Origin of the sequence: Paenibacillus sp. PL91 (assembly GCF_012935325.2) — a bacterium.
Taxonomy (GTDB): Bacteria; Bacillota; Bacilli; order Paenibacillales; family Paenibacillaceae; genus Pristimantibacillus.
Genome location: NZ_JABBYG020000003.1, coordinates 533,682 through 558,057, shown reverse-complemented (window position 1 = coordinate 558,057; position 24,376 = coordinate 533,682). Strand labels below are relative to the sequence as shown.

The window sequence follows — 24,376 nt, the reverse complement described above, 5'->3', positions numbered from 1 at the left end:
GAAATGTCGAATATGGAGCTTGCTTGAGGAGCATACTCAAAAAGCGTTTTATGAGCTGGGAATAAGTTATTGCTAGTGTAACACAAAAACTTAGTTTGTTTAATAGACAAACTAAGTTGAAGCGTGTTATTCTAAATGTAAGCACTAACAAAAATATCGAATTCCGTGAAGGAGGATTTAGTTTTCTATGAGCTATTTCAAAAATATCAACACCATCCAGTTTGAAGGTAAGGGCTCGGATAATCCGCTGGCATTCAAACATTACGATCCTAACCAAGTGATTTTAGGCAAAACGATGGAAGAGCACCTTCGCTTCGCGGTAGCTTATTGGCATACGTTTAACGCAAATGGTACAGACCCGTTCGGCGCACCTACTATGGTTCGCGGCTGGGATCAATATAGCGGCCTTGACCGTGCGAAAGCGCGCGTTGAAGCTAACTTTGAATTTATGAATAAACTGAACATTCCTTTCTACGCATTCCATGATGTGGACATTGCGCCGGAAGGCGAAACGCTTCAAGAAACGAACAAAAACCTCGACGTAATCGTAGCGCTATTGAAGGACAACATGAAGTCCTCAGGCAAAAAGCTGCTTTGGAACACGGTTAACATGTTCTCGAACCCGCGTTATGTGCATGGCGCTGGAACGGCTGTCAACGCTGATGTCTATGCCTATGCAGGCGCACAGCTTAAAAAAGGGCTTGAAGTAGGTAAAGAGCTTGGCGCAGAAAACTACGTATTCTGGGGCGGTCGTGAAGGCTACGAAACGCTGCTTAACACAGATATGGGCTTTGAGCTTGATAACCTTGCCCGCTTGTACCACATGGCAATTGCTTATGCGAAGGAAATCGGCTTTGACGCACAATTCTTGATCGAGCCGAAACCGAAAGAGCCTACGAAACACCAATATGACTTTGATGCAGCTACAACGATCTCATTCTTGCAAAAATACGGCTTAAAAGATCACTTCAAGCTGAACCTTGAAGCGAACCATGCTACGCTTGCAGGCCACACGTTCGAGCACGAAATTCGCACGGCGGCTATCAACGGCATGCTCGGATCGCTTGACGCGAACCAAGGCGATCTATTGCTCGGCTGGGATACTGATGAATTCCCTACTGATCTTTACTCGACTACGCTTACGATGTTTGAAGTATTGAAAGCTGGCGGCATCGGCCGCGGCGGCATTAACTTCGACGCGAAAGTTCGTCGCGGCTCATTCGAAGCGGAGGATCTGTTCCTAGCTCATATTGCAGGTATGGACAGCTTCGCATGGGGTCTTAAAGCTGCGGCGAAATTGACAGAAGAGAAAATTCTCGACAATATCGTCGATAACCGTTACCGCAGCTTCAAAGAAGGTATCGGCGCAGAAGTCGTGTCCGGCAAAGCGACGCTTGCATCGCTTGAGCAATATGCGCTTCAAAACAATCCGATCAAAAACGAGTCAGGTCGTCAAGAGCGGATTCGCCTCGTACTGAGCGAAGTTATTTTCAGCGTTTAAGGCCGGGAGGATTACAGCCAAATGAGCTACGTTATTGGGATAGATTTAGGAACGAGCGCAGTCAAAGTGCTGCTAGTTGACCGAAATGGCACCGTTGCTGCGGAAGCATCCCGCAGCTACCCGCTGCTCCATGAGCGTTCGGGTTGGAGCGAGCAGCGTGCGGATGATTGGGTTAATGGAACGGTTGAAGCGCTGAAAGAGCTGACTTCTCATGCTGGTATCGATGCGAGCGCAATTGAAGGCATCAGCTTCTCCGGTCAAATGCACGGCCTTGTGCTGCTGGACGAAGAAGGCAATCCCGTTCGCAATGCGATACTCTGGAATGATACGCGTACGACGCAGCAATGCCGTGAAATCGAGCGCACGCTTGGCGACAAGCTGCTTAGCATCACTCGCAATCCGGCTTTGGAGGGCTTTACGCTGCCGAAGATACTATGGGTTCGTGAGAATGAGCCCGAAGCTTTTGCGAAGGCAAAGCTGTTCCTTCTGCCGAAGGATTATCTCCGCTACCGGTTGACAGGCGAGCTTCATATGGATTACTCCGATGCAGCGGGCACCCTCCTTCTAGACGTGGCTGGCAAAGCGTGGAGCAGCGAGGTGCTTGATGCCTTTGGTCTTCCAGCTAGCTTCTGCCCGCCGCTTATTGAGTCTCATGGACTTGTTGGAACCCTGCTGCCGAAGTTTGCAGAGTCCGCAGGGCTGACGGAAGCAACTAAAGTGTTCGCGGGCGGTGCTGACAATGCATGCGGAGCGATTGGCTCGGGCATTCTGTCGGAAGGCTTGACGCTTTGCAGCATCGGTACATCGGGCGTTATTCTATCCTATGAGAATGATAAATCAAAGGATTTTGCAGGCAAGGTGCATTTCTTTAACCACGGCAAAGAGGATTCCTTCTATGCGATGGGCGTTACATTAGCCGCTGGCTACAGCCTTAGCTGGTTTAAGAAAACGTTCGCGCCAAACGAATCCTTTGACCAATTGCTTGAAGGAGTAGGCGCTGTGAAGCCGGGAGCGGGCGGACTGCTGTTCACGCCTTACCTCGTTGGCGAACGAACGCCGCATGCGGATTCCGTTATTCGCGCAAGCTTTATCGGCGTTGACGGCTCGCATGAGCGCATTCACTTTGCGCGTGCGGTTATGGAGGGTATTACCTTCTCGCTCAACGAGTCTGTCGATATGTTCAGACGGGCCGGCAAAACAGTCGATACCGTCATATCTATCGGCGGAGGCGCGCAAAATCCGGCATGGCTCCAAATGCAAGCCGATATTTTTGACGCGAAGGTCGTAGCGCTTGAGAATGAGCAGGGACCAGGCTTAGGCGCTGCAATGCTGGCTGCTTACGGCTGCGGCTGGTTTGACAGCTTGGAATCATGTGCGGATAAATTCGTGAAGCACGCGGAATCGTATTCTCCGCAGCCTGATGCGGTTGCTGCTTATGCAGGCATCTTCAAGGCATATCAGCAGGTATATGAGCAAACGCGCGGTTTAAATGAGGCGCTCGCGCCATATCGCGGCTAACCATATGGAATAGTTGAAGGGACGGTCATGCTCTGCGGAGGATGACCGTCTTTTTTTTGACAAAAAGTTCAAAAAGCACAATCAATTATTTAACGGAGTGCTGTTTAAGGATTACGTGGCTAATCTTCCGAAGGCGAGGATATGACCATAATCAAAACCGCTTGCATGGCAAGAGCTTTGCGGTCGTTGCAAGGGGGGCGCCAGCTGTTTACGCAGTCTGAGTTATCTATCGTAAATTACTATAAATTAAGCATGATACGGACGCTCTTTAGAAAGAGGAGAGGAGCAGATATTTACCGCTTAAAGCTGCTCCATATCGTTTCAGGCCTGACACCGAGCTCTCCGGCAATCAATTCCGCCGTTAAACGCTGGGGTTTTTTAATTTTTCCGTTGCGAATTTTCGAAATGGTCGTAAGCGAGATAAGTGTAGATTGCGCGAGAGAGGTAACGGAAACGTTTTTGCTCAGCATAAGCAGCCGTAGCTTGTACGACGGGTCCTCCTCCTGATTGTTCACATGCAAGTTTGTCAGGATGAGAACAAAGTTTTTGAAGCTGCGGTTGCCATTGTAAAAAGGCTGGATAATGGCATCGGCGCTGTAATACCGATCATCAAACTTAAGCTGAAAGTCGATGGATTCGGCTGTCCGATTGTTTTTGGCATATTCGAATACCTGTTTAATTTTGCTCTGCTCGTGATCTGCAACGAGATCGAATATCGATTTGTTTATATACAAGGAGGAAGGCTGCTGCACAGGCGCATAATAATGCTTTAAGTTCATAATGAAATAACGTTCATTTACGATGGATGAGACCATGATTTTATGGTGCATAATATAGTGGTCTATCCACTTGGCTTCGCGCAAATCCTTGCAAATGATGACAAAGGCCGTACGATCCCCAAGCTGCAGCTTCCGGCAAGATAGGCGGACGTCCGCTGGAGTCGAGGTTTTAGTAACAAGCTTGCATTCGATCCGAGGAGAGAAGGTATCCTCGTCAGAGAGCTGATGTATGGCTTCCTTGAAGGAGAGCCCAGCCTCCCTCGTCGAGATCACTGTGGATGGGTCGAGCAGGATGAGATCCGATTTTTTAAAGCCAGAGAAATCAGCAAACGCTTGATTGACATCGCGAATAGACCAGCGGGATTCGTCGAACTCGACGATAAGCATAGGATCTGAAAGCAAATAAAATAAATGGTTCATCGATGACACCTCCCCATCAATTAGCGTATACCAAACTGTATGTAATGATTATGTCATAAAACCTAACATTTTTACATCACTTTTTGTGAAAAAAGAATGACTTGTAATTTATCACTCATTTTTTAACATGATTTTGCAGAGTTTGGACATGCTAATCAAAACGAAAAAGGAGGAAAACAATTGTCTGCTAACTCAGCCTTATTATTTGATTTTAATGATGAAGATAGCGCGTCACTCGCTTGTGAGACGCTGCGGGAGCTCGGCTACGAGACCGTTCTTCATGAAGGAAGCCGCATGCATGTGCATTTGGAGGGAAGCGACCTAACATCTGCGCTTGAGATCGCGCAAGCGCATGGCGGGCTGCTCGTCGAGCAAGCCCAAATCGATGCTGATGCCGTAACGGGCAGTGCATATTCGCTTGATGCTATCGCCATTCCAGCTCATCTAGTGAATGAGGATTGGGCTTCATCCTACGGAGATACTGAATTTTCCGAGGAGCTGCATAATCGTGACGATGATGCGGATTTTAACGAGGAGTTTTTGCCTGATCCCGGTACGTATGGCCATTTCTCGGGAGATGTACGAATTTAACGGTCTTTACATAAATAAAATAAAATAAAAAAGGCTGTATCCAAGGTCCTTGGGACGATGGATACAGCCTTTTGCTGCATTTATCGGAGCGCGGCGTTTAAGCCTGCCGTATAGCCGGTCGAGAACGCGGCGGTTATGTTGTAGCCTCCCGTATAGCCATGAATGTCCAAAATCTCTCCGCAGAAAAATAGCCCAGCCATCAGCTTCGACTGCATCGTCTTTGGATCGATCTCTTTCAAATTGATGCCTCCGCCCGTTACGAATGCATCTTCTATAGAAAGGGAGCCGTAAACCCTTATCGGAAAATGTTTAATTAGCTGGGACAGAGCTATCCAATCCTGCTTCGGAATATTGTCGTAAGTAAGGCTATCTTGCAAGCCGGCCTTCTGAAGCAGAATCGGAATCATTTTTTCGGGCAGATAGCTTTTAAGCACGTTTTTGATCGTTTTTTTGGATTCGAGCTCGGTGAGCCGCAGCGTTTCCTTATAGACCTCTTCCTTGCTTTTTTCTGGCATAAGGTCGATCGCTACCTCGATATTGCCTGTGTTAAACTGCTTTAAGGCTTTGACCACGAACTGGCTGCACCGCAGCACGATTGGACCTGAAATGCCAAAGTGCGTAAAGAGCATATCGCCATAATGCTCAATGATTTGCTTCCCTTTAGGACTCCATACCGACAGCGCCACGTTGCGCAGCGACAAGCCCTGCAGCTCCTTGCTTGTAATAAAAGGCTCATTCGAGGTGAGCGGAACCTCGGTCGGGAACAGCTCCGTAATCGAATGACCGGCTTTTTCCGCCCAAGCGTAGCCGTCGCCAGTCGAGCCGGTCTGTGGCACTGATTTGCCGCCAGAGGCAACGATGACGCTCCTGCTGAGGAACGTTTCGCCGGATTTGATGCGTACGCCCGTCACTTTTCCTTCGGCATACATGATATGATCGACTGGAGCGTTCAATACGATTTTGACGCCTTGCTTTCGTACCTGATTAACAAGCGTATCCACGACAGTCTTAGCCTTGTCCGACACAGGGAACATGCGCCCGTTGTCCTCTTCCTTAAGGGCAATTCCGAGATTTTCGAAAAATGCGATAATATCCTTGTTGTTGAAATTGGAAAAGGTGCTGTGCAGAAAACGTCCATTGCCGGGAATATGCTTGATCAGCTCGTCCAAATCTTTATTATTCGTTACATTGCATCGGCCGCCGCCTGAGATGCCGAGCTTTCGGCCTAATTTATCGCCTTTGTCGAGAAGCAGCACCTTAGCGCCGTCCATGCTCGCGGCTATACCGGCCATTAGCCCGGCTGAGCCTCCGCCAATTACGATTACATCATATTGCATCAATTTCCACCTGCTATATTATTAGTGTATATATAATACCACAAAAGAAAGGCGGCGTTATAATGCTGCGTGATGAATGGCAATTAACTGGCGCAACGGGCTCCACATTATTTCTAAGGGAATGGAAGCCAGACGCGCAGGAAATAAAAGCTGTCGTTTGTCTTGTGCACGGAATGGGAGAGCATGGCGACCGTTATAAGCATGTGGCGGCTCACTTTACGGCTGCAGGTATTGCGGTTATTGCGATTGATCAGCACGGACACGGCCGCTCAACTGGCAAGCGGGGGCATTTGCCTTCGATTGGCGCAGCAGCGAGCGATGCTGCTCTCATGATTGAAGCCGCAGGCGAGCGGCATCCTGGCTTGCCTATTTTCTTATACGGCCATAGCATGGGGGGCAATGTGGCGCTTAACTGCGCGCTGCTGCTTCATCCGCCGATTCAAGGACTTATTCTGACAAGTCCATGGCTCCGACTGGCGTTCAAGCCTCATCCGGCGGTAGAGTGGTTTGGACGCAGGCTCGCATCCGTTTTTCCGACGATGCAGCAATCGACAGGCCTCCATATAGCCGATTTATTCCGCCCCGGCTACGACGAGGCAGCGCCAATCTTAGAGGATCCATTATGCCATACAAAAATTACGCTCAATACCTTTACTGAAGTTGGCGCTGGCGGAGAGTGGGCGCTTGCTAATGCAACAAATCTTCAGGTTCCTTTGCTGCTTCTTCATGGAACTGCTGATCGTGTGACTTCATTTAATGCCAGCAGCCAATTAGCTGAAACGCTTGGCAAGCAGTGCCATTTTAGACGTTGGGATGGCGGATTGCATGAGCTTCACAATGATATCGAAGGAGAGAAAGCTATTTTAGAAATGTTAAATTGGCTGGAAGAGCAATTGTAAATAGATGCCTTTTATGTTTTAATCGGATTAATAGATTCGTATACTAGGTAATAGATAAATAACTAAATAAGGGGCATGCATTCGGAGCGCGAGTAGGGGGAACCGATCGGCTGTGTTAAAGGAATTGCTGTTACAATTCATTTTATCCTTATTGCCTGTTTTCGCCTTCCAACTTTGGCATGATAAAGAGCAGGGCAGAAAGGGCATGCCTCTGTTTATGGGCATTTTTTGTAGCGCTTCAATGATACTTTGTATGCTTACAGCTACAAATGTGTATGGCTACGATGTTGATTTTCGGTTAATACCTTATTTGCTAGGCTCACTCTATGGAGGTTTGCCAACATTAGCGGTGCTTACCTTCATCTATATAGCCATGAGAATTCCGATGCTGGACAGCATATGGGAAATAGTCAGCTTCATTTTGTTCACTGTAGGCTTTGTACCGCTCATGCTGTTTTCGATCCGTCCTTTTGAACGAGCTTCAGCACTTCTCAAGGAGTATAAGGGCATTCTTCTGATGTCCGTATTAATGATTTATTTCATCATTACGATTACCGGCTATATTTCAATCAGCGAGGCATCATGGTCGTTTGGTTTGGTTATAGTACTGTTTCTTTCTGTATCCGCTTCTTTGACGGCGATCTGGCTGTCCATCTTCATGATCGAGAGCGTCAAGGAAAAGAAGCTGCTCTATGATGAGGTAAAGCGGGTATCGGCTAATTATCGAAATGAAGTGGAGAAGCTGCAGCAATTTATAGACGAGACGTCTTTTGGCGTCATCGTCGTGGATCGTGAAGGACTAATTACACATTCCAATGAGATGGCAGCTATGATGTTTAGCTTGCGCTTAGAATTTAAAGATGCAAGACAGATGCTGGGTATTGCTTTTCCTCACATCTTCCAGAGCGGATACGGAGATGCTTGCGTCAAGCTGCTCAATCAAGCGCTTAATGGCAAGAAGTCCTCGCTTGTTCCGTTCGCTGCTGGCGATAAAATCATGCTGTTAACTACGATCTCGCTCCGAACGTCTATAACGGATCAAAATGCTGGAGCGGCGCTTTTAGCACAGGATATTACGGAGCTAAGCCATCTGAAGGATGAGATTGGCCGGATGGAGCGCCTGAGTCTAGTCGGTCAAATGGCAGCAAGCATCACGCATGAAATCCGCAATCCGATGGCGGTTATCCGCGGCTTCGTCCAGCTCATTCAGGAACGCAGTCCAAATAATCAGCAGGAATATTTTCGAATCGTCATTGAAGAGCTTGACCGCGCCAATATGATTATTAGCGATTTTTTATCGCTGGCACAGAATAGGGCGCTTACGATGGAGCCTGCATCCTTGCATGATATTATTAACGATCTCATTCCGCTGCTCAATGCGGATGCGAATTTGCGCGGCCAGACGATTGAAGTGGAGCTATGTGAGGATTTGCCGCTTATTATGATGAACAACAGGGAAATTAAGCAGCTGTTTCTAAACCTAGCCCGCAACGGCATGGAAGCGATGAGCGACAAGGGTTTATTATTTATTACAACCAGCTATTTTGAAAGAAAAGTAGAATTACGAATTGCTGATCAAGGCGTCGGAATTTCGCCTGAACAGATGAAGCATTTGTTCGAGCCGTTTTTCTCTACGAAGACGCAGGGCACTGGTTTGGGACTGCCGCTTTGCCTCAGCATCGCTGAGCGCCATAACGGGCGGATCGACGTGGAATCCAAGGAAGGCGAAGGAACGGCGTTTGTCGTAACCTTCTTCCTGCAAGAAGAGAAGGCGAGTTAAAGCAGCGTATCGAGAATGGGGCTGTAAATGAATGTTTGTTCATTTACGGTTCTTTTGCATAGAGAAATAGAATAAAAAGGAGTGTTGAAGGTGGATATACGCAAGCTGTCAGACACTGAGCAGCCTCCGATGGAGCTTCTGCTGCTCGCGGATCCTTCCGTTTTGCTCGTTTCGCAATATTTAAAGCGCGGTGAATGCTTCGTCGCCGTTGTGGATAACGAAATTGTTGGTGAGTATGTTCTCCTGCCAACAAGGCCGGACACGGTTGAAATCGTGAATATTGCAGTTGCTGAGCCCGAGCAAGGAAAGGGAATAGGGAAACAGCTGGTCAAGCATGCGATTCAGAATGCAGCGCTTCAAGGCTATAAAACGATCGAAATTGGGACCGGGAATTCCGGGATGTCCCAGCTTGCCCTTTATCAGAAATGCGGATTTAGAATGACGGGCATTGACCGGGATTTTTTTATTAGGCATTATTCGGAACCGATTTTTGAGAACGGGATTCAGGTAGTCGATATGGTTCGTCTCTCTCAGGATTTATAAGGAAGGAACGATTGGCGCATACTACCCTTGAACGATAACCCGCATTATAGGTTATGAGTATGATGGGAGGAGGCGTTGGCAATGTCACAGCAAAATGAAGATAAAAACCGTTCGGCTGAGCAAGCGCAGCAGGCTGCAAAAAACGCGGCAGATAAAAGCAAGTCGCCAGAGTCCGCTGGTTTTGACAAAAAGCTGGATGGACCTAACCGTCCGTCGATTTAGTACGGAGGTGATCATGTGACTCCAGATAAGCATGAGAGCAATAAGCATGTTGATGATCCGGCGCTGGATCCGTATGAGATCGAATTTTTGCCCCAATTTCGGGAAGGGCGCGGAAGCCGCGCGCCTTTTGTGAATCAGTATGGCATTGTGATCGGCGACCATGCATATGAGTCGCCAGACTCGCCGCTGTCACAGTGGAGCGAGGATACCGATCCGGCTATAATGGCGGGCGATGAATGGGTGCATCCATTTAAAGATATAGGTTTTCTGACGGCAGAGAACCGGGATATTTTTGAGAAGGGGCTCCCGCCGAAGGAAGGCTTATTTGCGCATCCTGACAAAAATGCAGCATACGGCCTTGATGACCCGAGCGACTCTTCTGATTCAACATGAAAAAGAACAACCGGAGTGTTCGCGCTCCGGTTGCTTTATTTTAACTACGGACGGTATAATAGTAGCTAAAATAAAGTAATTAAAGGAGTGTGTTTCGATGTCGATGTCATTCGAACGATACATGTTAGATATGGTGCAGCCTATGCGGGACGATCTTACTCGCATTGGTATTCAGGAGCTTCGCACACCTGAAGAAGTAGAAGAAAAATTGCCTAACGCAAAGGGTACGGCACTTGTCGTTATTAATTCGGTTTGCGGCTGTGCAGCAGGCCAATGCCGTCCAGGCGTTGCTGAGGCGCTTCAGCATGATATTACTCCTGATCATTTATATACTGTATTTGCAGGACAGGATAAAGAAGCGACTGCAAAAGCTCGTGAATATTTTGCGCCTTACCCGCCATCCTCCCCTTCCATCGCATTGCTGAAGGATGGAGAGCTTGTTCACTTTATCGAGCGCCACCAGATTGAAAATCGTTCCGCATCCGACATTGCAGCCGATCTGTCTGACGCTTTCGATCGGTTTTGCCGCTAAGTGGGACGGTACCTATGAGCTTACAACAAGAAATTATTGAAAGACTTGGCGTAAAGCCAAGCATCGATCCAGAAGCTGAGATTCGCAAGCGGGTTGATTTCTTAAAGCAATATGTGAAGCAATCAGGTACGACGGGGCTGCTCATTGCCATTAGCGGAGGGATTGACAGCGCAGTCGCAACTGGCTTATGCAAGCGTGCAACGGATGAGCTTAGCGCGGAATCCGGCCGCGAATATATGACGCTTGGCGTTTTCCAACCTTACGGCGAGCAATCGGATATTGCCGACAGCTACGCGGTTGCAGAAGCGTTCCAGCTCAAGCATCGCGCAGAGACGAATATCGCGGAAGCGGTGGACGAGATTGCGATCGAAGTGGAGCATAGCTTCAAGTCGCTTGGCATTCCTCGCCATTTGAGCCGCGGCGGCAAAGGCAATGTGAAGGCAAGAACGCGTATGGTCGTACAGTACGCGCTTGCTTTTGATTTGAATCTGCTTGTCGTAGGTACGGATCACGCGTCTGAGGCGATTACCGGCTTCTACACGAAGTGGGGCGATGGTGCAGTGGATATTACTCCGCTCAGCACGCTCAACAAACGTCAGGTTCGCCAGCTAGCCTCCTATATCGGCGTTCCGCAAAGCGTGCTGGACAAAGCGCCAACCGCTGGCTTATGGGATGGGCAAACCGATGAGGGCGAGCTGGGCATCACCTATGGCGACAATAGCGACTATCTTGAGGGCAAGGACATCAACGCCGAAGCTCGAGAGAAGCTTGAAAAACAATATTTGAAAACCGAGCACAAGCGCTCCCCGATTCCGGGTATTTAAGCTTTTAGCTGCTTTTGTTCCCGATACGAAGACTGTCCCGTTAGACCGAGCAATCGGCATGGGGCAGTCTTTTCTTTATACGCAGCAGGTGCGACGTAGCTGAGATTGCGCCTATGTCAATACCTAAACCTATGCTTTGCCTTTGCCGCAATGGCAGGAGAATAAGGGGGAGGCTAGAATGTCTTACTAATGGAAGGGGCTGTTTTGTATGAAAGACACAAAGCTAATTCTAGTTGAAGGCTTGCCCGGTTCAGGGAAAACAAGCACGGCACGCTATGTGAAACAATTATTGGATAAACAAAATATCGCTAACCGCTTATTTTTGGAAGGCGATTTGGAGCATCCGGCTGATTATGACTGTGCGGCCTTCTTGACAGAGGGACAATACAAGGCGCTCTTGCACAAGCATGCGGAACAACAACAGCTCATCGAACGGCATTCGGAAGCGCAAGCAGACGGATTTATCGTATATTACGGCAAGCTGATGAAGCAATCGGACCGTTTTCATGGAGAGGCTTTTGGCGCTAATGATGTGTACAGCCTGCCGCTTGCGCAGCATCAACAACTTGTAAAAGGCAAATGGAGCTCATTTGTGGAGCGGGCAGCGATGGGGGATGAAGTGTACATTTTGGAATGCTGCTTTTTGCAAAATCCTTTGACGGTCATGCTTGCACGCGAAAATGAGCCTGAACCTGCAATCGCTGCCTATATTCATGAGCTGCACAGCCTCATCAAGCCGCTTAATCCATTGCTCATTTATTTGTATCAGCATAATTTCAAGGAAATATTCCCTCAGATCATTGCGGAACGGCCGGCTGAATGGTTGGAATTTATTACTTGGTACTACACCGAGCAAGGCTATGGGCTAAGCAAAGGCTTAAACGGAGTAGAAGGGCTGCTTGATGTGCTTGAGCAGCGTAAGGCATATGAATTGGCGATTTTGAAGGAGCTGCCGATCGATAGCATCCAGTTTGATAAAGGCATGGTCAATTGGACTACGATACATAGCCAAATCAGCATGTTTTTGCAAATCGAATAAGAAGGTGTGCATGCATTGAAAGCGAGATTACCGTACTTCATTGCCGTAATCGTTACAATGATTCTTGGCTTTAGCTCTAGGAGATTTGCTGAAGCGTTGCCTGTATTTGCTGCGGAGCATGCGGGCGATGCGCTTTGGGCGAGCATGATCTATTTTGGGGTTCGAGCGGTAGGGGTGCAAAAGAGCTTGCTATGGGCTGCGCTGATTAGCCTTATATTTTGTTTTGGCATCGAGTTTAGTCAGCTGTATCAGGCACAATGGATTCGCTCGATTCGAAGCACTTTTATTGGAGCATTGGTGCTCGGCAGCGGGTTTCTGGCTGTTGATTTGGCGAGGTACAGCGCAGGAATTATCCTATCGCTGCTGATTGATGGGTATTTCAGCAAACGCAGCTTGATGAAATGAAACAGCAGCCGAGGAAGCGAGAGGTCTTGCTTCCTCGGCTGTTTTTTTGACTATTTTCTATACCATGAGAGAAACGCCTCGGCAACCGCAGCGCCGGCTGTTCCATTTGGATGAGGATCGTCATAAGGACTCATGAATTCGGGCCGGAGCAGCTGGCCGCTAGGCTCAGCTTGTCCGAGTACGGCAGCGATGTCGAATACGCCAGCCACAGCAGCTGCACCATTTGCATCACGCTTTCGAATCCACTCGTTGACCGTACGCCAGACGTTTTCCTGCTCACCCGAGAAGTTGAAAGCAGGCAGCGTGCACAGCCAAATCGCGAGGCCCGGCTTGCTTCCATGAAGCTGCTCGATAATGGAGGTTAAATCAGCAATCAATTGCTCGGCGCTTCGATTGGCTGTACCAATATCGTTGACCCCGAGGCAAACTACGACCTCGTCGCCTTGTTTGGCTTTGGACAGCCAAGCGCTGTCGTTTACCAAATCGTATGCGCGTGCCCACCCGCTGCCAATGTTCCATACGCCAATGTCCGGCCCTAGGCCTGCAGCAATCTTCGCTGCCCAGAAGGTGTAGCCATCCTGCTCGGTGCGTACGCCTTGCGTGATAGAATCGCCAAGAAAGACGATACGCTTCTCCACTGCTTTCTCATAAGCGAGCAGAGAGGGCAATATCTGGCGATTGCCCGCAGGTGCATAACCTTCTCCCGATGCCTGCCCGGCAAGATCGCCTTCTGCTTCATACGCGCTTGCGAGCAGGGTCTCGGTATTAAAAGGTATTCCTTCATCTGTGCCATCTGTCGTAAGCGCCCAGCTGAATGCCAGAAAATGATTATCGGGTATTTCGATCGCAACGGGGTCGCTCCAAAACTGTTCGCCCTGCTGCACGTCCTTTGAGGACGAGCCGGCAAACGTCACGGCACGCCCTGTTCCCTTAACGATATGGCCATCCGGCTGCTCTCCGCCGTCTGCCACATAGCAGGATTCGATCCGCCAGCGGCCGCCTGGATCATTCGCTTTCGACTCGGTGCCGTCTGCCCACGTAGAATCGACGATATTGCTGTGCCAGAGCTTGAATTGGAGATGGCCATACTCTCGCGGCCGTATGTACGTGCGAAAGGTTAGCGTCGTTTTCTTATCTGCTTTCCAAATAAAGTTGGCTGCGCTAGATAAAGAGGTAATTGATGTGTATCCGTTGTGCAATACTTTCAGCTCCTTAATCGAATATGCTGCTCTGCTTGTATCGAGAGCGTTCCATTCTCTCAAAACTATCATTATTTCAGATAGATGACAATGAAGCGCTTTCCGAAACCATTAAAATTATTATATGATAGTAAGAAAATCTGGGAAAACCAAGGAGACTATTAAAATGTCCTTCACAGCCAGACAAATCGAGATCATACGAAAAATAGCGATACAAGCTCAGAGCCAGCCGCTTCTAAGCAGCGGTTTATGGTTTCATCACGATATACGCGATAACTTCTATTATGCCTCTTATTTATTTGCGGCTGCAGTCGATATTCCAGAGCAGCTGCCCTTTGAGGCGAAAGCTGCTAAACATATGGCAGAAACAATTCTGCTAGAGGTGCTCCGCCTACAAGACCAGGATACGGAGAGCGCTGCCTATGGGCATTGGCCGTTAAACTTAGGTCAGGAGCCGCGGCTTGCAAAGCCGAACGTATTGCCTGTGGAGCTCATGGGGAGCCTGATGGCCTTTTTTGCAGAACGGTACAGCACTCATTTAGACGAAAATGTTGCGGATGCTTTTGACTCGGCGCTCGTCCACATATACCAAAGCGGGTTCTACCTGAAAAAAAATGTATTCGGCCATCACGATGCCAAATATACAGCGGCCAAGCTGATCTTCGGTCAATTATTCGATGATGCTGAGCTGCTAGAGGACGGGCGCAGCAATCTCCTGCTTACTTTGGCTCATGTCCGCAAGAATGGAATGTCCGAATACGGGAGCCTGCCGTGGTTTTGGCATTGGGTGCAGGCCTTCACATGCGCATGGCAGCAAATTAACGATCCAGCGATCAAAAAAGAGCTCAGCGACATGCTCGATTATCTCTGGAACGAGAGAGCGGCGTTTTACCTGAAGGGGGCCTGGGTCGGCGCCCATTGCCGCGGCCAGAAGCATGATATCCCGCTCGATGGCAATGTGCTTCACGATTATGTGCAATTCGGGGATTTTGAGCTGCCTGCGAAAATGCCTCGGACGGAGTATGCCGGGTTTCTATATTACGAGGCACCCGAGTCGGTACGCCGAACGGCACTTCATCGCAGTGAGCCTGTCGAGGTGAAGAAGGTGATCACAAAGCTTGCCGATGAGGGTACAAAACATCTTCACAGCTACGCCTATATTACCTCGGATTTTGCAGCTGGCGGCATGTGGGAGCGGCATGCGGAGTTTGACAATGAGCAGCACCGCTGGGATATTACGTTCCCGCTGCTGGATCAGCATTACGGTGTGAACCAAGCTTACTTTTTCCATCCAGCAGAGCCGAATGCAAGTGGTGATCCAAGGCATCAAACTGAGCATACGGAAGTGTTGCTTCACAGAAACACGATCGCCGCACTTTATCCGCTTCCAGCAGGCGCAGCGCATCAAATCGTCGGAGTATTGCCGAATGCGGATTGGCTGCAGGAGCCAGGCGTTTTGCTCGGTCAGATGAATCATGTATATTTGGCCGTCTATTTGATGCAGCCTTTCGAGGTTGAGCGGTTGCCTGATCGTTATATCGTCACAAGCGAAGGCTCTCGAAACGGTGTCATCCTTGAAGCAATTCGTGTACAGGAGGCGCAGCAAAGGGGCATCAACAGCTTTGAGGCTTTTGCGGATGAAGCAAGGCTCCGTGCCCCTGCTTGGTCGGCAGATGAGAAGCTCAGCGTCCGATATGCATCCTTTGATGGAAGCGTGCTTCAGCTAAGCGTTAACGATTACGGCGGCACTGAGAAAAAGGTTAATGAAAGTCCGATTGATTTTTCCGAATATATACGCTAACTCGAGGCTCATTTCACATATCGTTCACAGCTCAATAGCTCTTATGAGTCATGTGCGGCAAGCCCCCCATTGATACAATTTGGACAGTTAATCCAAGTCGATGGGGGTATTTTGCATGACATTTCGGAAAAAAATCGTAGGGGCAGCGCTGGCTGCCGTAATGACACTAAGCGCAGCAGCACCAGTATTCGCGCATGATGGATGGTCACAGACGAGCGCTCCGATCGTAGCGCAGGGCCAGGTATCTTATGTTGAGCTCATGTATGGCAATCACTCTAACGAGCACAAAAGCTACCGGCTCGAAGGACAGTGGGGCAGCGCCTCAAAAGTTTACGTCACTACGCCTGCAGGCGTGAAATCCGACATTACGGGCACACGCTTCTACACAGGCGAGCCGGCAACTGAAACGACGCCAGCACTTAACAATTACTTTATAGCAACCTTTAAATCGAGCATACCGGGCGCTTACATCATATCTACAGAAGCAGACAGCGTCTTCAAGGGCAAAGAGGCTGCCAGCCGTACGCTTCGCAGCGCAAAATCGTTTGTAGCAGTAGGCGATATTCCCGTGCTGGATCGCGTCAAGGCGCTGACAGGCTTCTCGAAGCAAGTAAGTCCTGATCGCGCAGAGCTAGTCCCAACGTTCAATCCTGCTGCTGTAACGCCAGATGAGAAGGTGTCGATCCAGTTGCTTCTAAAAGGCGAGCCGCTGGCGGATACAGCCGTAGATATCATTCGCCGCAGCAATTCGGAAGCAACCGAACTGAAAACCGATGCAAAAGGACTGATTTCGTTCACGACTGGCGCTGCTGATTATTACTTGGTTCGCGCTAAGCCAAGCACGAAGGAAGCCAAAGAAGGCGAGTACAGCACAACGAATTATGAAGCGACCATGACGTTCACGGTTCAAAATAAGTCGGCAAAGCTTCCCGGCTCCGTAACGACTGCTAAGCCGCATATTTATGTAAATGGAAATGTGACGGCAGTGAATAGCTTGACGATTGCGCAAGGAACGGCAAAAGTAGATGCTTCCTTCGTCAAACAATATGTTGACGGAGCCTACAAAGGCACAGGCTTAGTCACACTTCGCGCGGCAGCAGAAGCGGCAGGCGCAGCTGTTGAATATTTCCCGGCAGTTGGCGGCAATCAAGCAGCTGTTGCGATCTACACGAAATAAGGTTGCTTATGAAAAAGCTAATAAATAGTATAGCTATACTTATTATGATGTGGGCATGCATGCCGAGCTTAGTATCGGCGCATGCCTATATTGCGCAGTCGACGCCTTATCAGGATGCGGAGCTGACGGAGTCTCCGCCTGCCATTCGAATTACATTCACAGAAAAAATCGATCAGAAGCTAAGCAGCATAACGCTTCAACGGGAAGATAACGGTGACTTGATCGCTGGCAGGCTGAGCGGTGAAGATGATCTTACGCTTGTCTATACGATTCCGAAGCTGGAGAAGGGCGTATATGAGGTTAGCTGGCAGGTATTGTCGCTGGACTCCCATATGACCGATGGCTCTTTCGATTTCGCCGTAGGGACTAAGTTAGAGGCGGCGGTGCCGGATGATACAGTATCGCTCGACGGTAATCCCGCAGGGAGCGCAGGAAGCGGCTCCGGAACTGAAGTGAAACCATCTAACAAGCCATCGGCAACGCCGTCGGCGAAACCGTCCCAGACGAAGAAGCCAAGCGATACGACAAAGGCGGCAGCTGCGACACCGAAGCCTTCTATTGCTCCTTCTCCTTCAACGAGTGCTGCGCCAATTCCGACTGCTGCTGTGGATAGCGGCAAGGAAACAGCCATGGATACGGATCCAGGTGCTGAAGCCGGAGTCGAGGATTCCGGAAGCGCAAATGAAGCTTCCGAAGAGATTGACGGTTCAGAGACTACTGAATCGGCAAATGATGGCTCCGGTTTACCGGATACGGCTGGCTCGTCGCAGCAAGCCATATCGGTTGAAGAAGAAAGCGATCATGCGAGTCACGGTGAACATGAAATGAGCAGCCATGCCGAGGAAGGCGAGCACGAGCATTCAGGAGGACAGAAGCTTATGATCGCGCTGCGCGTGCTTGATATTTTAGCAGGCGTAATGCTGGCAGGCATGTTGTTTTTCCGGACTTTCATTTGGCGGGATGCTGAGAATGAGGCTCCCTTTGGTTTCTCGCTGCGGGCGGAGCGGCTGCTTATAGGCGTGGCAGCAAGCCTCTGGATCATTTCCGGCTTTAGCCGCCTTTCCATGTTAGCGGATCAATTCGGCGGCGTATCTATTTATGAGCTGGCTAACGGGACGATGATTGGGAAGGTTGCTGCGCTAAGACCTATACTTGCGCTATTTGTTCTGCTGCTAGCATTCGCTCCTGTTCGAGAGCGGAAATGGGCAAATCCGCTCAAATTTGCAGCAGCTGCAGCGTTAATCATCACATTTCCTTTGACTGGTCATGCGTATGCGGCGCTGAATGATGCAGCTATGGCAATAGGCTCCCACGCCGTTCATATGGGTGCCGCAGCGATTTGGTTTGGCGGACTCGCAGGCTTGTTTTCTTTGACCTTCAATCAGGATGCCATAGACCGCTTGAACAAAGCGGCTGTACGCTTCTCGCTTTGGGCGCTGCCGAGTATGGCGCTGATCTTGCTTAGCGGCATATGGCTCTCGGCAGCAAGGCTTTCAGCATGGGGGCAGCTGCTCTCGACCGCTTATGGTACGCTGATCCTTGCCAAAGCCTTCTTCATGCTGCTCGTATTAGTCATAGCCGCGCTTCATAAGCTCGTATTCATGCCGAAAATTGCGAATAAGCCGAGTGCCGCAAGAGGGCTGCTGCTTGGCATTCGAATGGAAGTGCTGCTCGCAGTCACTCTGTTCGTGCTGGCAGGCTGGTTATCGTCGACTTCGCCGCCTGCGGAGGGTGCCGTGCAGAAGCTGTCCGAGCCGATTTATTGGCATGTGATGGGCGAGAAGGCGCATATGAGCTTGCGTATTTCAGCTGATGACAAGACGGAGGAGCAAGCCGTCAGGCTTGATGTTTGGCTGCCTGAAGGACTGGGGGCGCCTGTATCGGCCAGCGCTGATATCAAGCCAGTAGGTGCTGATCCTGCTGCTGGGAGTGCGGATAAGAAATCAATTCCACTCAAGCTGCAGCCTCTCGAAGCAGAGCTTTTTGAATTTCCCGGCTTTACCAAATACACCTACCGGGCAACGGGTGAGTTCATCGACGATAAGGAGCGAAGCTTGATGACGGTAGACGTTAAAGACAAGCTTGGAAATAGCTTTCATTATGAACGTGCAATAGGCGGTCAGCAGGCAGAGGAATAAACGGAATGGTAAAAGGTTAGGCTGCTTGCCGCCAGGCTTGACTTCAGCTTAAGCATCTGCTAATCTCACCATCAGGGAAAAGGCAGGTGTTAGCATGATCATCGGCATCGGACATGATTTATCGGATATTGCCCGAATAGCAAAAGTATTGGAAGGGCCGACGCGCAAACGATTTCTAGGGCGAGTGCTGTCGCCGGGCGAGCTGGCGCTGGCAGTCCAGTATTCGGGCGAGCGTCTCCATCAATTTACGGCTGGGCGATTCGCGGCGAAGGAAGCAGTCGTGAAAGCCTTTGGCTGCGGAATCGGAAAGGTTATCGGGTTTACGGACATCGAAATATTGCGTGGAAGCTGCGGCAAGCCTGAGTGCAGCTTGTCTGAAGCGGCTTGGGAGCGCCTAGGCTTGCGCCCTGAAGCTGTCTGTATTCATGTTACGATTACGCATGAACGCAAGCTTGCTTCTGCTTTTGCTGTTGCGGAACGGATATAACAGTAACCTTTTGACTATACTTGGAATGTAATATACCAAGTTAGCGAGTCGAGAGGGGTTGGCGGCAATGAAGGAGCCACGGCAGCGGAAGACGAAGCGTCGGTTTAAAACGGGACAATGGGTCGAATATGACGGCTTGTATTCGGACGATTGGGGCGGTGATCTGGTGCTGGTGCAGGGCGATCTGTTTCCGACACATCCCCAAATGGGTGAAACCCATTGGACGTACGCCGGCCAATCTGCACTTCATCTCATGAAATCTCCCAAAATTAACGGTCACCATATAGGCTATTAGCCCATCATAAAAAAGGATGCCCTGCGAATTTCAATTCCGCTCCGGCATCCTTTTTTTGCTACCTAAATATACAAAAATATAAAGCGTATAGCTTGCAATCATTTTTTGCCAGCCAACCAGTCGGACAGCCCGGCAATTTCTTCTGCAGTCAGCCGATCCTTGAAGGAAGGCATTGAGCCGTCTCCCTGCTCGATTTGCTCCGCAATATCAGCAGCGCTCATACGTGAGCCGACCTTCTGGAGATTCGTAGCAGGCCCGACTCTGCCTTGAAGCCCTGTACCGTGGCAGCTCACACAGTTAGCCTTATAAACCGATACGACTTCGTCCGGCCCGTCCAATGCGCTGCCCTTCTGAGTGTCTTCACCTCCGCCGCCGCAGCCTGCCAAAGCGAGCAGGAGCCCAGAGGAAGCAATAAAAGTCATCATGATTTTTTTAACGGTCATATTCAGCACCTCATACATATTTTCAATAATTTGGATATTTCGGGTTTGTTTTGGGTATTTACATGAATGCCATATGAATTTGAATCGTTAGTTCGTATAATAGAATAGGTAGTTTTGTGTTTATATCAATTGGTGATGTCTATTATTATATCGCAGTTTTACCTATAGGAGAATTTATGAAACCGACAATTGAAAGTATATTGCAAAATCAATTGAATAAAATCCAAGCTGAAGTCATCATGACCGCCTATTCGGAGAACCTGCCAGGCTGGAAGGTGCAAAAAACGGAGCCTGATTTTTATCGGTTATGTTACCCGGACAAGGGTAAAGCGTGGCTGGAGATCCAAAATGAGCGGTATATTCTTGAGCCGGGAACCCTTTATTTTTTGCCTGCTGGCACGGTGCAATCATTCGGTACGGAAGGCGACGAGCCGTATGGCTGCTATTGGTGCCATTTTCGCTTAGAGCTTGGCGATATCGAATTTATTAATTCGATCCATTTGCCGCCGTTCGTATATGTGCGGGACAGGCAGATGATGAACGATCTCTTTGCCAAAATGTATACTTATCAATATCATCCGACGATTACGAGAGAGCTGCGTTTAAAAGCGATTTTTTTAGAGATGTTTTCTTTTTATCTAGATGAAGGCCATATTCAGGCACAAACGCTCCAAGATCCTAACTTTGAGGTAAAATGGAATGAGGTGCTCGCTTATATCGAAGCGAACCTGCATGTGAACATTCAAATCGAGGATCTCGCGAAGGTCGCCTTTCTGCATCCCAATTATTTCATTACCTCCTTCAAAAACTTCATGGGCTGCTCGCCGATTCAGTATGTGACGAATCGCCGAATCGAGCTTGCGAAGCAGCTGTTGATGGAAACGGACTTTCCCGTCGCAACCATAGCCAAGAAGGTTGGCATGCAAAATCATTACTTATCAAGGCTGTTCAAAAGATATATGGGCCTGACGCCGATTCATTATCGCAAAATCGTCAAGCATAGCATTGGCAATCGTTTGGAAACCGCCGTCGCATCTGAGGAGGACTACAACTAGTGGAACAGGAAGCTATAAAATTGTTTTTTAGTACGGAACTGCTGACTTGGTATCGGCTTATAAAGCGCGACTTGCCATGGCGGATGAACCAAGATCCTTACCGGGTCTGGGTATCGGAAATTATGCTGCAGCAGACGAGGGTGGATACGGTCATTCCTTTTTACAATAACTTCATGAGCAAGTTCCCGACGGTCAAAGCGCTTGCGGAAGCGCCGGAGACGGAAGTGCTCAAAAGCTGGGAAGGGCTCGGCTACTACTCACGCGCACGTAATTTGCAAGCAGGCGCCAAAGAGGTGGTAGAACGCTACGGCGGCATCGTGCCGGACGACAAGGCTTCTGTTGCCGGACTAAAAGGCGTAGGTCCCTATACGAGCGGGGCGATCATGAGCATCGCGTTTAATCGTCCGGAACCTGCGGTCGATGGCAACGTCATGCGCGTGCTCTCTCGTTATTTTTGTTTGGAAGACGATATTGCGAAGCCATCTACGCGAGTTGGTATTGAGAAGCTGGCGGCCTCGCTTATTCCAGAAGGAGCGGCGGGTGATTTTAACCAGGCGCTTATGGAGCTAGGAGCACTCGTATGTACGCCAAAATCGCCAAGCTGCTTGCCGTGTCCCGTGATGGAGCACTGCAGCGCGCGGCTTGCGGGCAGGGAAACAGAGCTGCCGATCAAGACGAAGGCGAAGCCGCCTCGTCCAGAGTTCAGAGCAGCGGCCATCATTGTAGGCAGCGGCGAGAATGCGGGCAAAGTGCTTGTAAGACAGCGGCCTGCTTCGGGGCTGCTAGCCCAGATGTGGGAGCTGCCTCATTTGCTATTAGCGCCGGATAACGCGAAATGGCTGGCTGAGACTGCGCCGAAAGAACAGGGCGAGCTTGCTGAGCTGATCAGCCGCATGCTGGAAGAAGAAACGGGGCTGCTTATCCGTCCGCGCAGCTGGTTTATGGATGCGGATCATATTTTTAGCCATATTCACTGGAAAATGCGTTTTTATTTGGCGGATTTGGGTGATGAGTCTGGCTCGGCCATGGAGCCATCTGCAGCTGCCGCAGCAAATGGCTCGAGTATTGCTGCTGAGCCTGCCTCCTTATATGAGGCTGCTGTCGGTGCACACAATTCGGCTCAACATGCAGCTTCCGCTGGCAAGCTGAATTCAGAAGCAAGCCATTATCGATGGATTGGCAAGGAAGATATGGAGACGTTGCCGTTTCCGAATTTATTTTTGCGGATTTTAAAGCAATTTTGGGAATAAATGAAAGTATGAATCGGGGGAGAAGCGAATGAACGGGATGCTTGAGCTGCTGCTGCAGCACAAAATTGTAGCGATTTTACGGGGAATAGAAGATCGGCATGCCGATGCTGCGGCGCAGGCCCTAATAGACGGCGGGATTCATATGATGGAAATTACGATGAATACGGAAGGCGCAGCAGCAATGATAGAGCGTTGGCGCAGCAAGTTCGACGGGCAGGCTGCGGTAGGCGCTGGTACGGTAACCGACGTTGCGCTTGCAGAGCAAGCCGTTGCCGCGGGAGCCCAGTTTCTTATCTCGCCCAATTTGGATGAGGACGTTATCGCATTCGGGCGCGAGCGGGGACTCTCCGTATGGCCTGGCGTCATGACGCCGACGGAAATCGTCAAAGCATGGAAGGCAGGCGCCGAAGCTGTGAAAATATTTCCGATGGGTACGCTTGGCATAGGGTATTTGCAGGAAATTCGCGGTCCGCTGAATAATATACCGATGATTGCGACTGGCGGAGTTGATTTACATAATATTGCCGATTATTTTAAAGCAGGAGCGAATGCCGTCGGAATGGGCAGCAAGCTTGTTAATCTGGAATGGATTCGCGAAGACAAATTTACGCAAGTAACGGAGCGGGCACGGCAATTTGTAGAAGCTGTGCGGGCTTTGTAAAGGAAAGAGGGATAACCTATGGGAGCCGTCTTATGGCTATTGGCAAGTTTGCTCATTATCGTTGCATTGCTAGCCGCGCTCGTCTGGCAAATGGGAGCACGCAGCCAAAATCCGCGCAAGCTTGCGAATGCGGACGAACCTGACGTGGACACGCAGTGGCAATCCCTATCCTTCATGAGCAATGGATCAAAGCTCGAAGGCTGGCTGCTTCATCCCGCCGCCCCGAATACCGATTTGAAAAATGGACAAATCCCTCTTATCGTGGTCGCGCATGGGTGGGGCTCCAATCGGACGAGAGTACTGCGTTATACGCGCCCTCTCTATGAGGCGGGCTTCGCTGTATTTATGTACGATGCGCGGAGTCATGGCAACAGCGATTCCATTTCTGCGCCTTCCGCGCTCATGTTTCGCGATGATGTACGGGCTGCGATCGAGACCGCTAAGCAGCTTCCTGGCATCGATCCGGATCGGATTGCGGTGCTGGGGCATTCGCTCGGTGGCTTCGGAGCGCTGCTTGCGCTTGATCAAGGGGTACAGGTTCGCGCAGTCGTAACTGACTCGATGCCCGTTCGTTTCGAGACGATGATGAAGTCAGAGCTGAGACGCAAAAAATTGCCGCTCTTCCCGCTTGCTTATCTTATACCGATGATTTGGCTCATTCGCGCACGCATCTCGCGGGCGGAATTCAGAGAGGCCAGCATCCCATTGGTGTTATCGAGGCATGCGGGCAGCTCGGAGGAAGGCCGGACGCCGGTTATGATGATTCATTCGAATGGCGATGATTTTATTAGCGCGGAGGATCTGAGAGAGCTGAAGGAGCAATTGCCGAAGGGAATGATTGATACGCTGTTCGTATCAACGAAAGGGCATAGCACATCGGAACAGGAACCAGCATTTTGGGAGAAGGTTATTCCTTTTTTACAGGAAAAGGTCGTGAATGCTTCTCCAAAAAAGGAAGCCTGCGGCACGGGGCTGCAGGCTACAAGAGAGAATATATAATAAAGGGGGGTCATGAATTCATTATATAAGCATAAGATGAAACCAAGATGAGAGAAATATTACAGTTTGATTACATAGCTGAAAAGCG

The 24,376-nt window shown here is 49.6% G+C and carries 25 protein-coding genes; 21 read left to right on the top strand and 4 right to left on the bottom strand.

All coding sequences use genetic code 11. The features are described 5' to 3' along the window. Positions 1–187 precede the first annotated feature (187 nt). The gene (gene xylA, locus HI950_RS11235) at positions 188–1,501 is read left to right on the top strand and encodes a xylose isomerase (protein WP_169083557.1); all 1,314 of its coding nucleotides are present in this window, start codon (positions 188–190) and stop codon (positions 1,499–1,501) included. A gap of 21 nt (positions 1,502–1,522) precedes the next feature. Beyond that, positions 1,523–3,019: a xylulokinase gene (xylB, locus tag HI950_RS11230; protein WP_169083558.1), complete on the top strand. Its 1,497-nt coding sequence runs from the start codon at positions 1,523–1,525 to the stop codon at positions 3,017–3,019. 293 nt (positions 3,020–3,312) lie between these two features. Here xylB and HI950_RS11225 read toward each other — a convergent pair whose 3' ends face one another. Beyond that, positions 3,313–4,218, bottom strand: coding sequence for a helix-turn-helix domain-containing protein (locus tag HI950_RS11225; RefSeq protein WP_169083559.1), 906 nt, complete (start codon positions 4,216–4,218; stop codon positions 3,313–3,315). 180 nt (positions 4,219–4,398) lie between these two features. Here HI950_RS11225 and HI950_RS11220 point away from each other — a divergent pair, with 180 nt between their 5' ends. After that, a complete protein-coding gene (locus HI950_RS11220) occupies positions 4,399–4,809 on the top strand; it encodes a hypothetical protein (RefSeq protein ID WP_169083560.1) in 411 nt (136 codons plus the stop codon). 80 nt (positions 4,810–4,889) lie between these two features. Here HI950_RS11220 and HI950_RS11215 read toward each other — a convergent pair whose 3' ends face one another. After that, a complete protein-coding gene (locus HI950_RS11215; RefSeq protein WP_169083561.1) occupies positions 4,890–6,146 on the bottom strand; it encodes a BaiN/RdsA family NAD(P)/FAD-dependent oxidoreductase in 1,257 nt (418 codons plus the stop codon). Positions 6,147–6,208: 62 nt separating this feature from the next. Between HI950_RS11215 and HI950_RS11210 the strand changes: the two genes are divergently transcribed. From HI950_RS11210 to HI950_RS11170, 9 genes are all read left to right on the top strand, one after another. After that, the gene (locus tag HI950_RS11210) at positions 6,209–7,045 is read left to right on the top strand and encodes an alpha/beta hydrolase (protein ID WP_169083562.1); all 837 of its coding nucleotides are present in this window, start codon (positions 6,209–6,211) and stop codon (positions 7,043–7,045) included. Positions 7,046–7,298: 253 nt separating this feature from the next. After that, positions 7,299–8,825 carry an ATP-binding protein gene (locus tag HI950_RS11205; RefSeq protein ID WP_187768068.1) on the top strand — a complete coding sequence of 509 codons (1,527 nt, stop codon included), beginning with the start codon at positions 7,299–7,301 and terminating at the stop codon, positions 8,823–8,825. A gap of 90 nt (positions 8,826–8,915) precedes the next feature. Beyond that, positions 8,916–9,368: a GNAT family N-acetyltransferase gene (locus HI950_RS11200; protein ID WP_169083564.1), complete on the top strand. Its 453-nt coding sequence runs from the start codon at positions 8,916–8,918 to the stop codon at positions 9,366–9,368. 81 nt (positions 9,369–9,449) lie between these two features. Next, positions 9,450–9,590, top strand: a complete 141-nt coding sequence (locus HI950_RS11195; protein ID WP_169083518.1) for a hypothetical protein — start codon at positions 9,450–9,452, stop codon at positions 9,588–9,590. A gap of 15 nt (positions 9,591–9,605) precedes the next feature. Next, positions 9,606–9,983 (top strand): DUF3905 domain-containing protein, encoded by a 378-nt coding sequence (locus HI950_RS11190; protein ID WP_169083565.1) that lies wholly within the window; start codon positions 9,606–9,608, stop codon positions 9,981–9,983. A 97-nt stretch (positions 9,984–10,080) separates the two neighbouring features. Beyond that, on the top strand, positions 10,081–10,515 hold the full coding sequence (locus tag HI950_RS11185) for a BrxA/BrxB family bacilliredoxin (protein WP_169083566.1): 435 nt from the start codon (positions 10,081–10,083) through the stop codon (positions 10,513–10,515). A gap of 14 nt (positions 10,516–10,529) precedes the next feature. After that, complete coding sequence (gene nadE / locus HI950_RS11180; protein ID WP_169083567.1) at positions 10,530–11,339, top strand: ammonia-dependent NAD(+) synthetase; 810 nt, start codon at positions 10,530–10,532, stop codon at positions 11,337–11,339. Positions 11,340–11,547: 208 nt separating this feature from the next. Beyond that, positions 11,548–12,378: a P-loop NTPase family protein gene (locus HI950_RS11175; protein ID WP_169083568.1), complete on the top strand. Its 831-nt coding sequence runs from the start codon at positions 11,548–11,550 to the stop codon at positions 12,376–12,378. Between the two features lie 6 nt (positions 12,379–12,384). Next, on the top strand, positions 12,385–12,783 hold the full coding sequence (locus HI950_RS11170) for a ribosomal maturation YjgA family protein (RefSeq protein WP_317618331.1): 399 nt from the start codon (positions 12,385–12,387) through the stop codon (positions 12,781–12,783). 50 nt (positions 12,784–12,833) lie between these two features. Here the strand turns inward: HI950_RS11170 and HI950_RS11165 are convergent, their stop codons facing one another. Continuing rightward, positions 12,834–13,982 (bottom strand): SGNH/GDSL hydrolase family protein, encoded by a 1,149-nt coding sequence (locus HI950_RS11165; protein WP_169083569.1) that lies wholly within the window; start codon positions 13,980–13,982, stop codon positions 12,834–12,836. Between the two features lie 166 nt (positions 13,983–14,148). Here HI950_RS11165 and HI950_RS11160 point away from each other — a divergent pair, with 166 nt between their 5' ends. The 5 genes from HI950_RS11160 to HI950_RS11140 all read left to right on the top strand — a co-directional run bounded on the left by HI950_RS11160 (position 14,149) and on the right by HI950_RS11140 (position 19,880). After that, positions 14,149–15,783, top strand: a complete 1,635-nt coding sequence (locus HI950_RS11160; protein ID WP_169083570.1) for a hypothetical protein — start codon at positions 14,149–14,151, stop codon at positions 15,781–15,783. Positions 15,784–15,898: 115 nt separating this feature from the next. Further along, positions 15,899–16,960: a DUF4198 domain-containing protein gene (locus tag HI950_RS11155; RefSeq protein WP_169083571.1), complete on the top strand. Its 1,062-nt coding sequence runs from the start codon at positions 15,899–15,901 to the stop codon at positions 16,958–16,960. Between the two features lie 59 nt (positions 16,961–17,019). Then, on the top strand, positions 17,020–19,098 hold the full coding sequence (locus HI950_RS11150; RefSeq protein WP_169083572.1) for a copper resistance protein CopC: 2,079 nt from the start codon (positions 17,020–17,022) through the stop codon (positions 19,096–19,098). Between the two features lie 94 nt (positions 19,099–19,192). After that, positions 19,193–19,585 (top strand): holo-ACP synthase, encoded by a 393-nt coding sequence (acpS, locus tag HI950_RS11145; RefSeq protein WP_169083573.1) that lies wholly within the window; start codon positions 19,193–19,195, stop codon positions 19,583–19,585. A 67-nt stretch (positions 19,586–19,652) separates the two neighbouring features. Further along, the gene (locus HI950_RS11140; protein WP_169083574.1) at positions 19,653–19,880 is read left to right on the top strand and encodes a hypothetical protein; all 228 of its coding nucleotides are present in this window, start codon (positions 19,653–19,655) and stop codon (positions 19,878–19,880) included. 98 nt (positions 19,881–19,978) lie between these two features. On the opposite strand, the gene HI950_RS11135 is transcribed toward HI950_RS11140, so the two are convergent. Beyond that, on the bottom strand, positions 19,979–20,323 hold the full coding sequence (locus HI950_RS11135) for a c-type cytochrome (RefSeq protein ID WP_169083575.1): 345 nt from the start codon (positions 20,321–20,323) through the stop codon (positions 19,979–19,981). Between the two features lie 176 nt (positions 20,324–20,499). On the opposite strand from HI950_RS11135, the gene HI950_RS11130 reads away from it, so the two are divergent. From HI950_RS11130 to HI950_RS11115, 4 genes are read left to right on the top strand one after another with little or no spacing between them, the layout of a single operon-like run. Next, positions 20,500–21,378, top strand: a complete 879-nt coding sequence (locus HI950_RS11130) for an AraC family transcriptional regulator (protein ID WP_169083576.1) — start codon at positions 20,500–20,502, stop codon at positions 21,376–21,378. After that, positions 21,378–22,628 (top strand): A/G-specific adenine glycosylase, encoded by a 1,251-nt coding sequence (mutY, locus tag HI950_RS11125; protein ID WP_169083577.1) that lies wholly within the window; start codon positions 21,378–21,380, stop codon positions 22,626–22,628. The genes HI950_RS11130 and mutY overlap by 1 nt, the downstream gene beginning before the upstream one ends. Before the next feature lie 28 nt (positions 22,629–22,656). Continuing rightward, the gene (locus tag HI950_RS11120) at positions 22,657–23,289 is read left to right on the top strand and encodes a bifunctional 4-hydroxy-2-oxoglutarate aldolase/2-dehydro-3-deoxy-phosphogluconate aldolase (protein WP_169083578.1); all 633 of its coding nucleotides are present in this window, start codon (positions 22,657–22,659) and stop codon (positions 23,287–23,289) included. Between the two features lie 18 nt (positions 23,290–23,307). Beyond that, positions 23,308–24,288: an alpha/beta hydrolase gene (locus tag HI950_RS11115; protein ID WP_169083579.1), complete on the top strand. Its 981-nt coding sequence runs from the start codon at positions 23,308–23,310 to the stop codon at positions 24,286–24,288. Positions 24,289–24,376 lie beyond the last annotated feature (88 nt).

Bases quoted from the DNA above. Each gene is read 5' to 3' on its own strand.
- HI950_RS11115 (WP_169083579.1), top strand. From the start codon at position 23,308: ATGGGAGCCGTCTTATGGCTATTGGCAAGTTTGCTCATTATCGTTGCA.
- HI950_RS11140 (WP_169083574.1), top strand. From the start codon at position 19,653: ATGAAGGAGCCACGGCAGCGGAAGACGAAGCGTCGGTTTAAAACGGGA.
- HI950_RS11185 (WP_169083566.1), top strand. From the start codon at position 10,081: ATGTCGATGTCATTCGAACGATACATGTTAGATATGGTGCAGCCTATG.
- xylA (WP_169083557.1), top strand. From the start codon at position 188: ATGAGCTATTTCAAAAATATCAACACCATCCAGTTTGAAGGTAAGGGC.
- HI950_RS11130 (WP_169083576.1), top strand. From the start codon at position 20,500: ATGAAACCGACAATTGAAAGTATATTGCAAAATCAATTGAATAAAATC.
- acpS (WP_169083573.1), top strand. From the start codon at position 19,193: ATGATCATCGGCATCGGACATGATTTATCGGATATTGCCCGAATAGCA.
- HI950_RS11210 (WP_169083562.1), top strand. From the start codon at position 6,209: ATGCTGCGTGATGAATGGCAATTAACTGGCGCAACGGGCTCCACATTA.
- HI950_RS11205 (WP_187768068.1), top strand. From the start codon at position 7,299: ATGCTTACAGCTACAAATGTGTATGGCTACGATGTTGATTTTCGGTTA.
- HI950_RS11155 (WP_169083571.1), top strand. From the start codon at position 15,899: ATGACATTTCGGAAAAAAATCGTAGGGGCAGCGCTGGCTGCCGTAATG.
- HI950_RS11215 (WP_169083561.1), bottom strand. From the start codon at position 6,146: ATGCAATATGATGTAATCGTAATTGGCGGAGGCTCAGCCGGGCTAATG.
- HI950_RS11120 (WP_169083578.1), top strand. From the start codon at position 22,657: ATGAACGGGATGCTTGAGCTGCTGCTGCAGCACAAAATTGTAGCGATT.
- HI950_RS11225 (WP_169083559.1), bottom strand. From the start codon at position 4,218: ATGAACCATTTATTTTATTTGCTTTCAGATCCTATGCTTATCGTCGAG.
- HI950_RS11160 (WP_169083570.1), top strand. From the start codon at position 14,149: ATGTCCTTCACAGCCAGACAAATCGAGATCATACGAAAAATAGCGATA.
- HI950_RS11195 (WP_169083518.1), top strand. From the start codon at position 9,450: ATGTCACAGCAAAATGAAGATAAAAACCGTTCGGCTGAGCAAGCGCAG.
- HI950_RS11175 (WP_169083568.1), top strand. From the start codon at position 11,548: ATGAAAGACACAAAGCTAATTCTAGTTGAAGGCTTGCCCGGTTCAGGG.
- HI950_RS11150 (WP_169083572.1), top strand. From the start codon at position 17,020: ATGCCGAGCTTAGTATCGGCGCATGCCTATATTGCGCAGTCGACGCCT.
- nadE (WP_169083567.1), top strand. From the start codon at position 10,530: ATGAGCTTACAACAAGAAATTATTGAAAGACTTGGCGTAAAGCCAAGC.
- HI950_RS11135 (WP_169083575.1), bottom strand. From the start codon at position 20,323: ATGACCGTTAAAAAAATCATGATGACTTTTATTGCTTCCTCTGGGCTC.
- xylB (WP_169083558.1), top strand. From the start codon at position 1,523: ATGAGCTACGTTATTGGGATAGATTTAGGAACGAGCGCAGTCAAAGTG.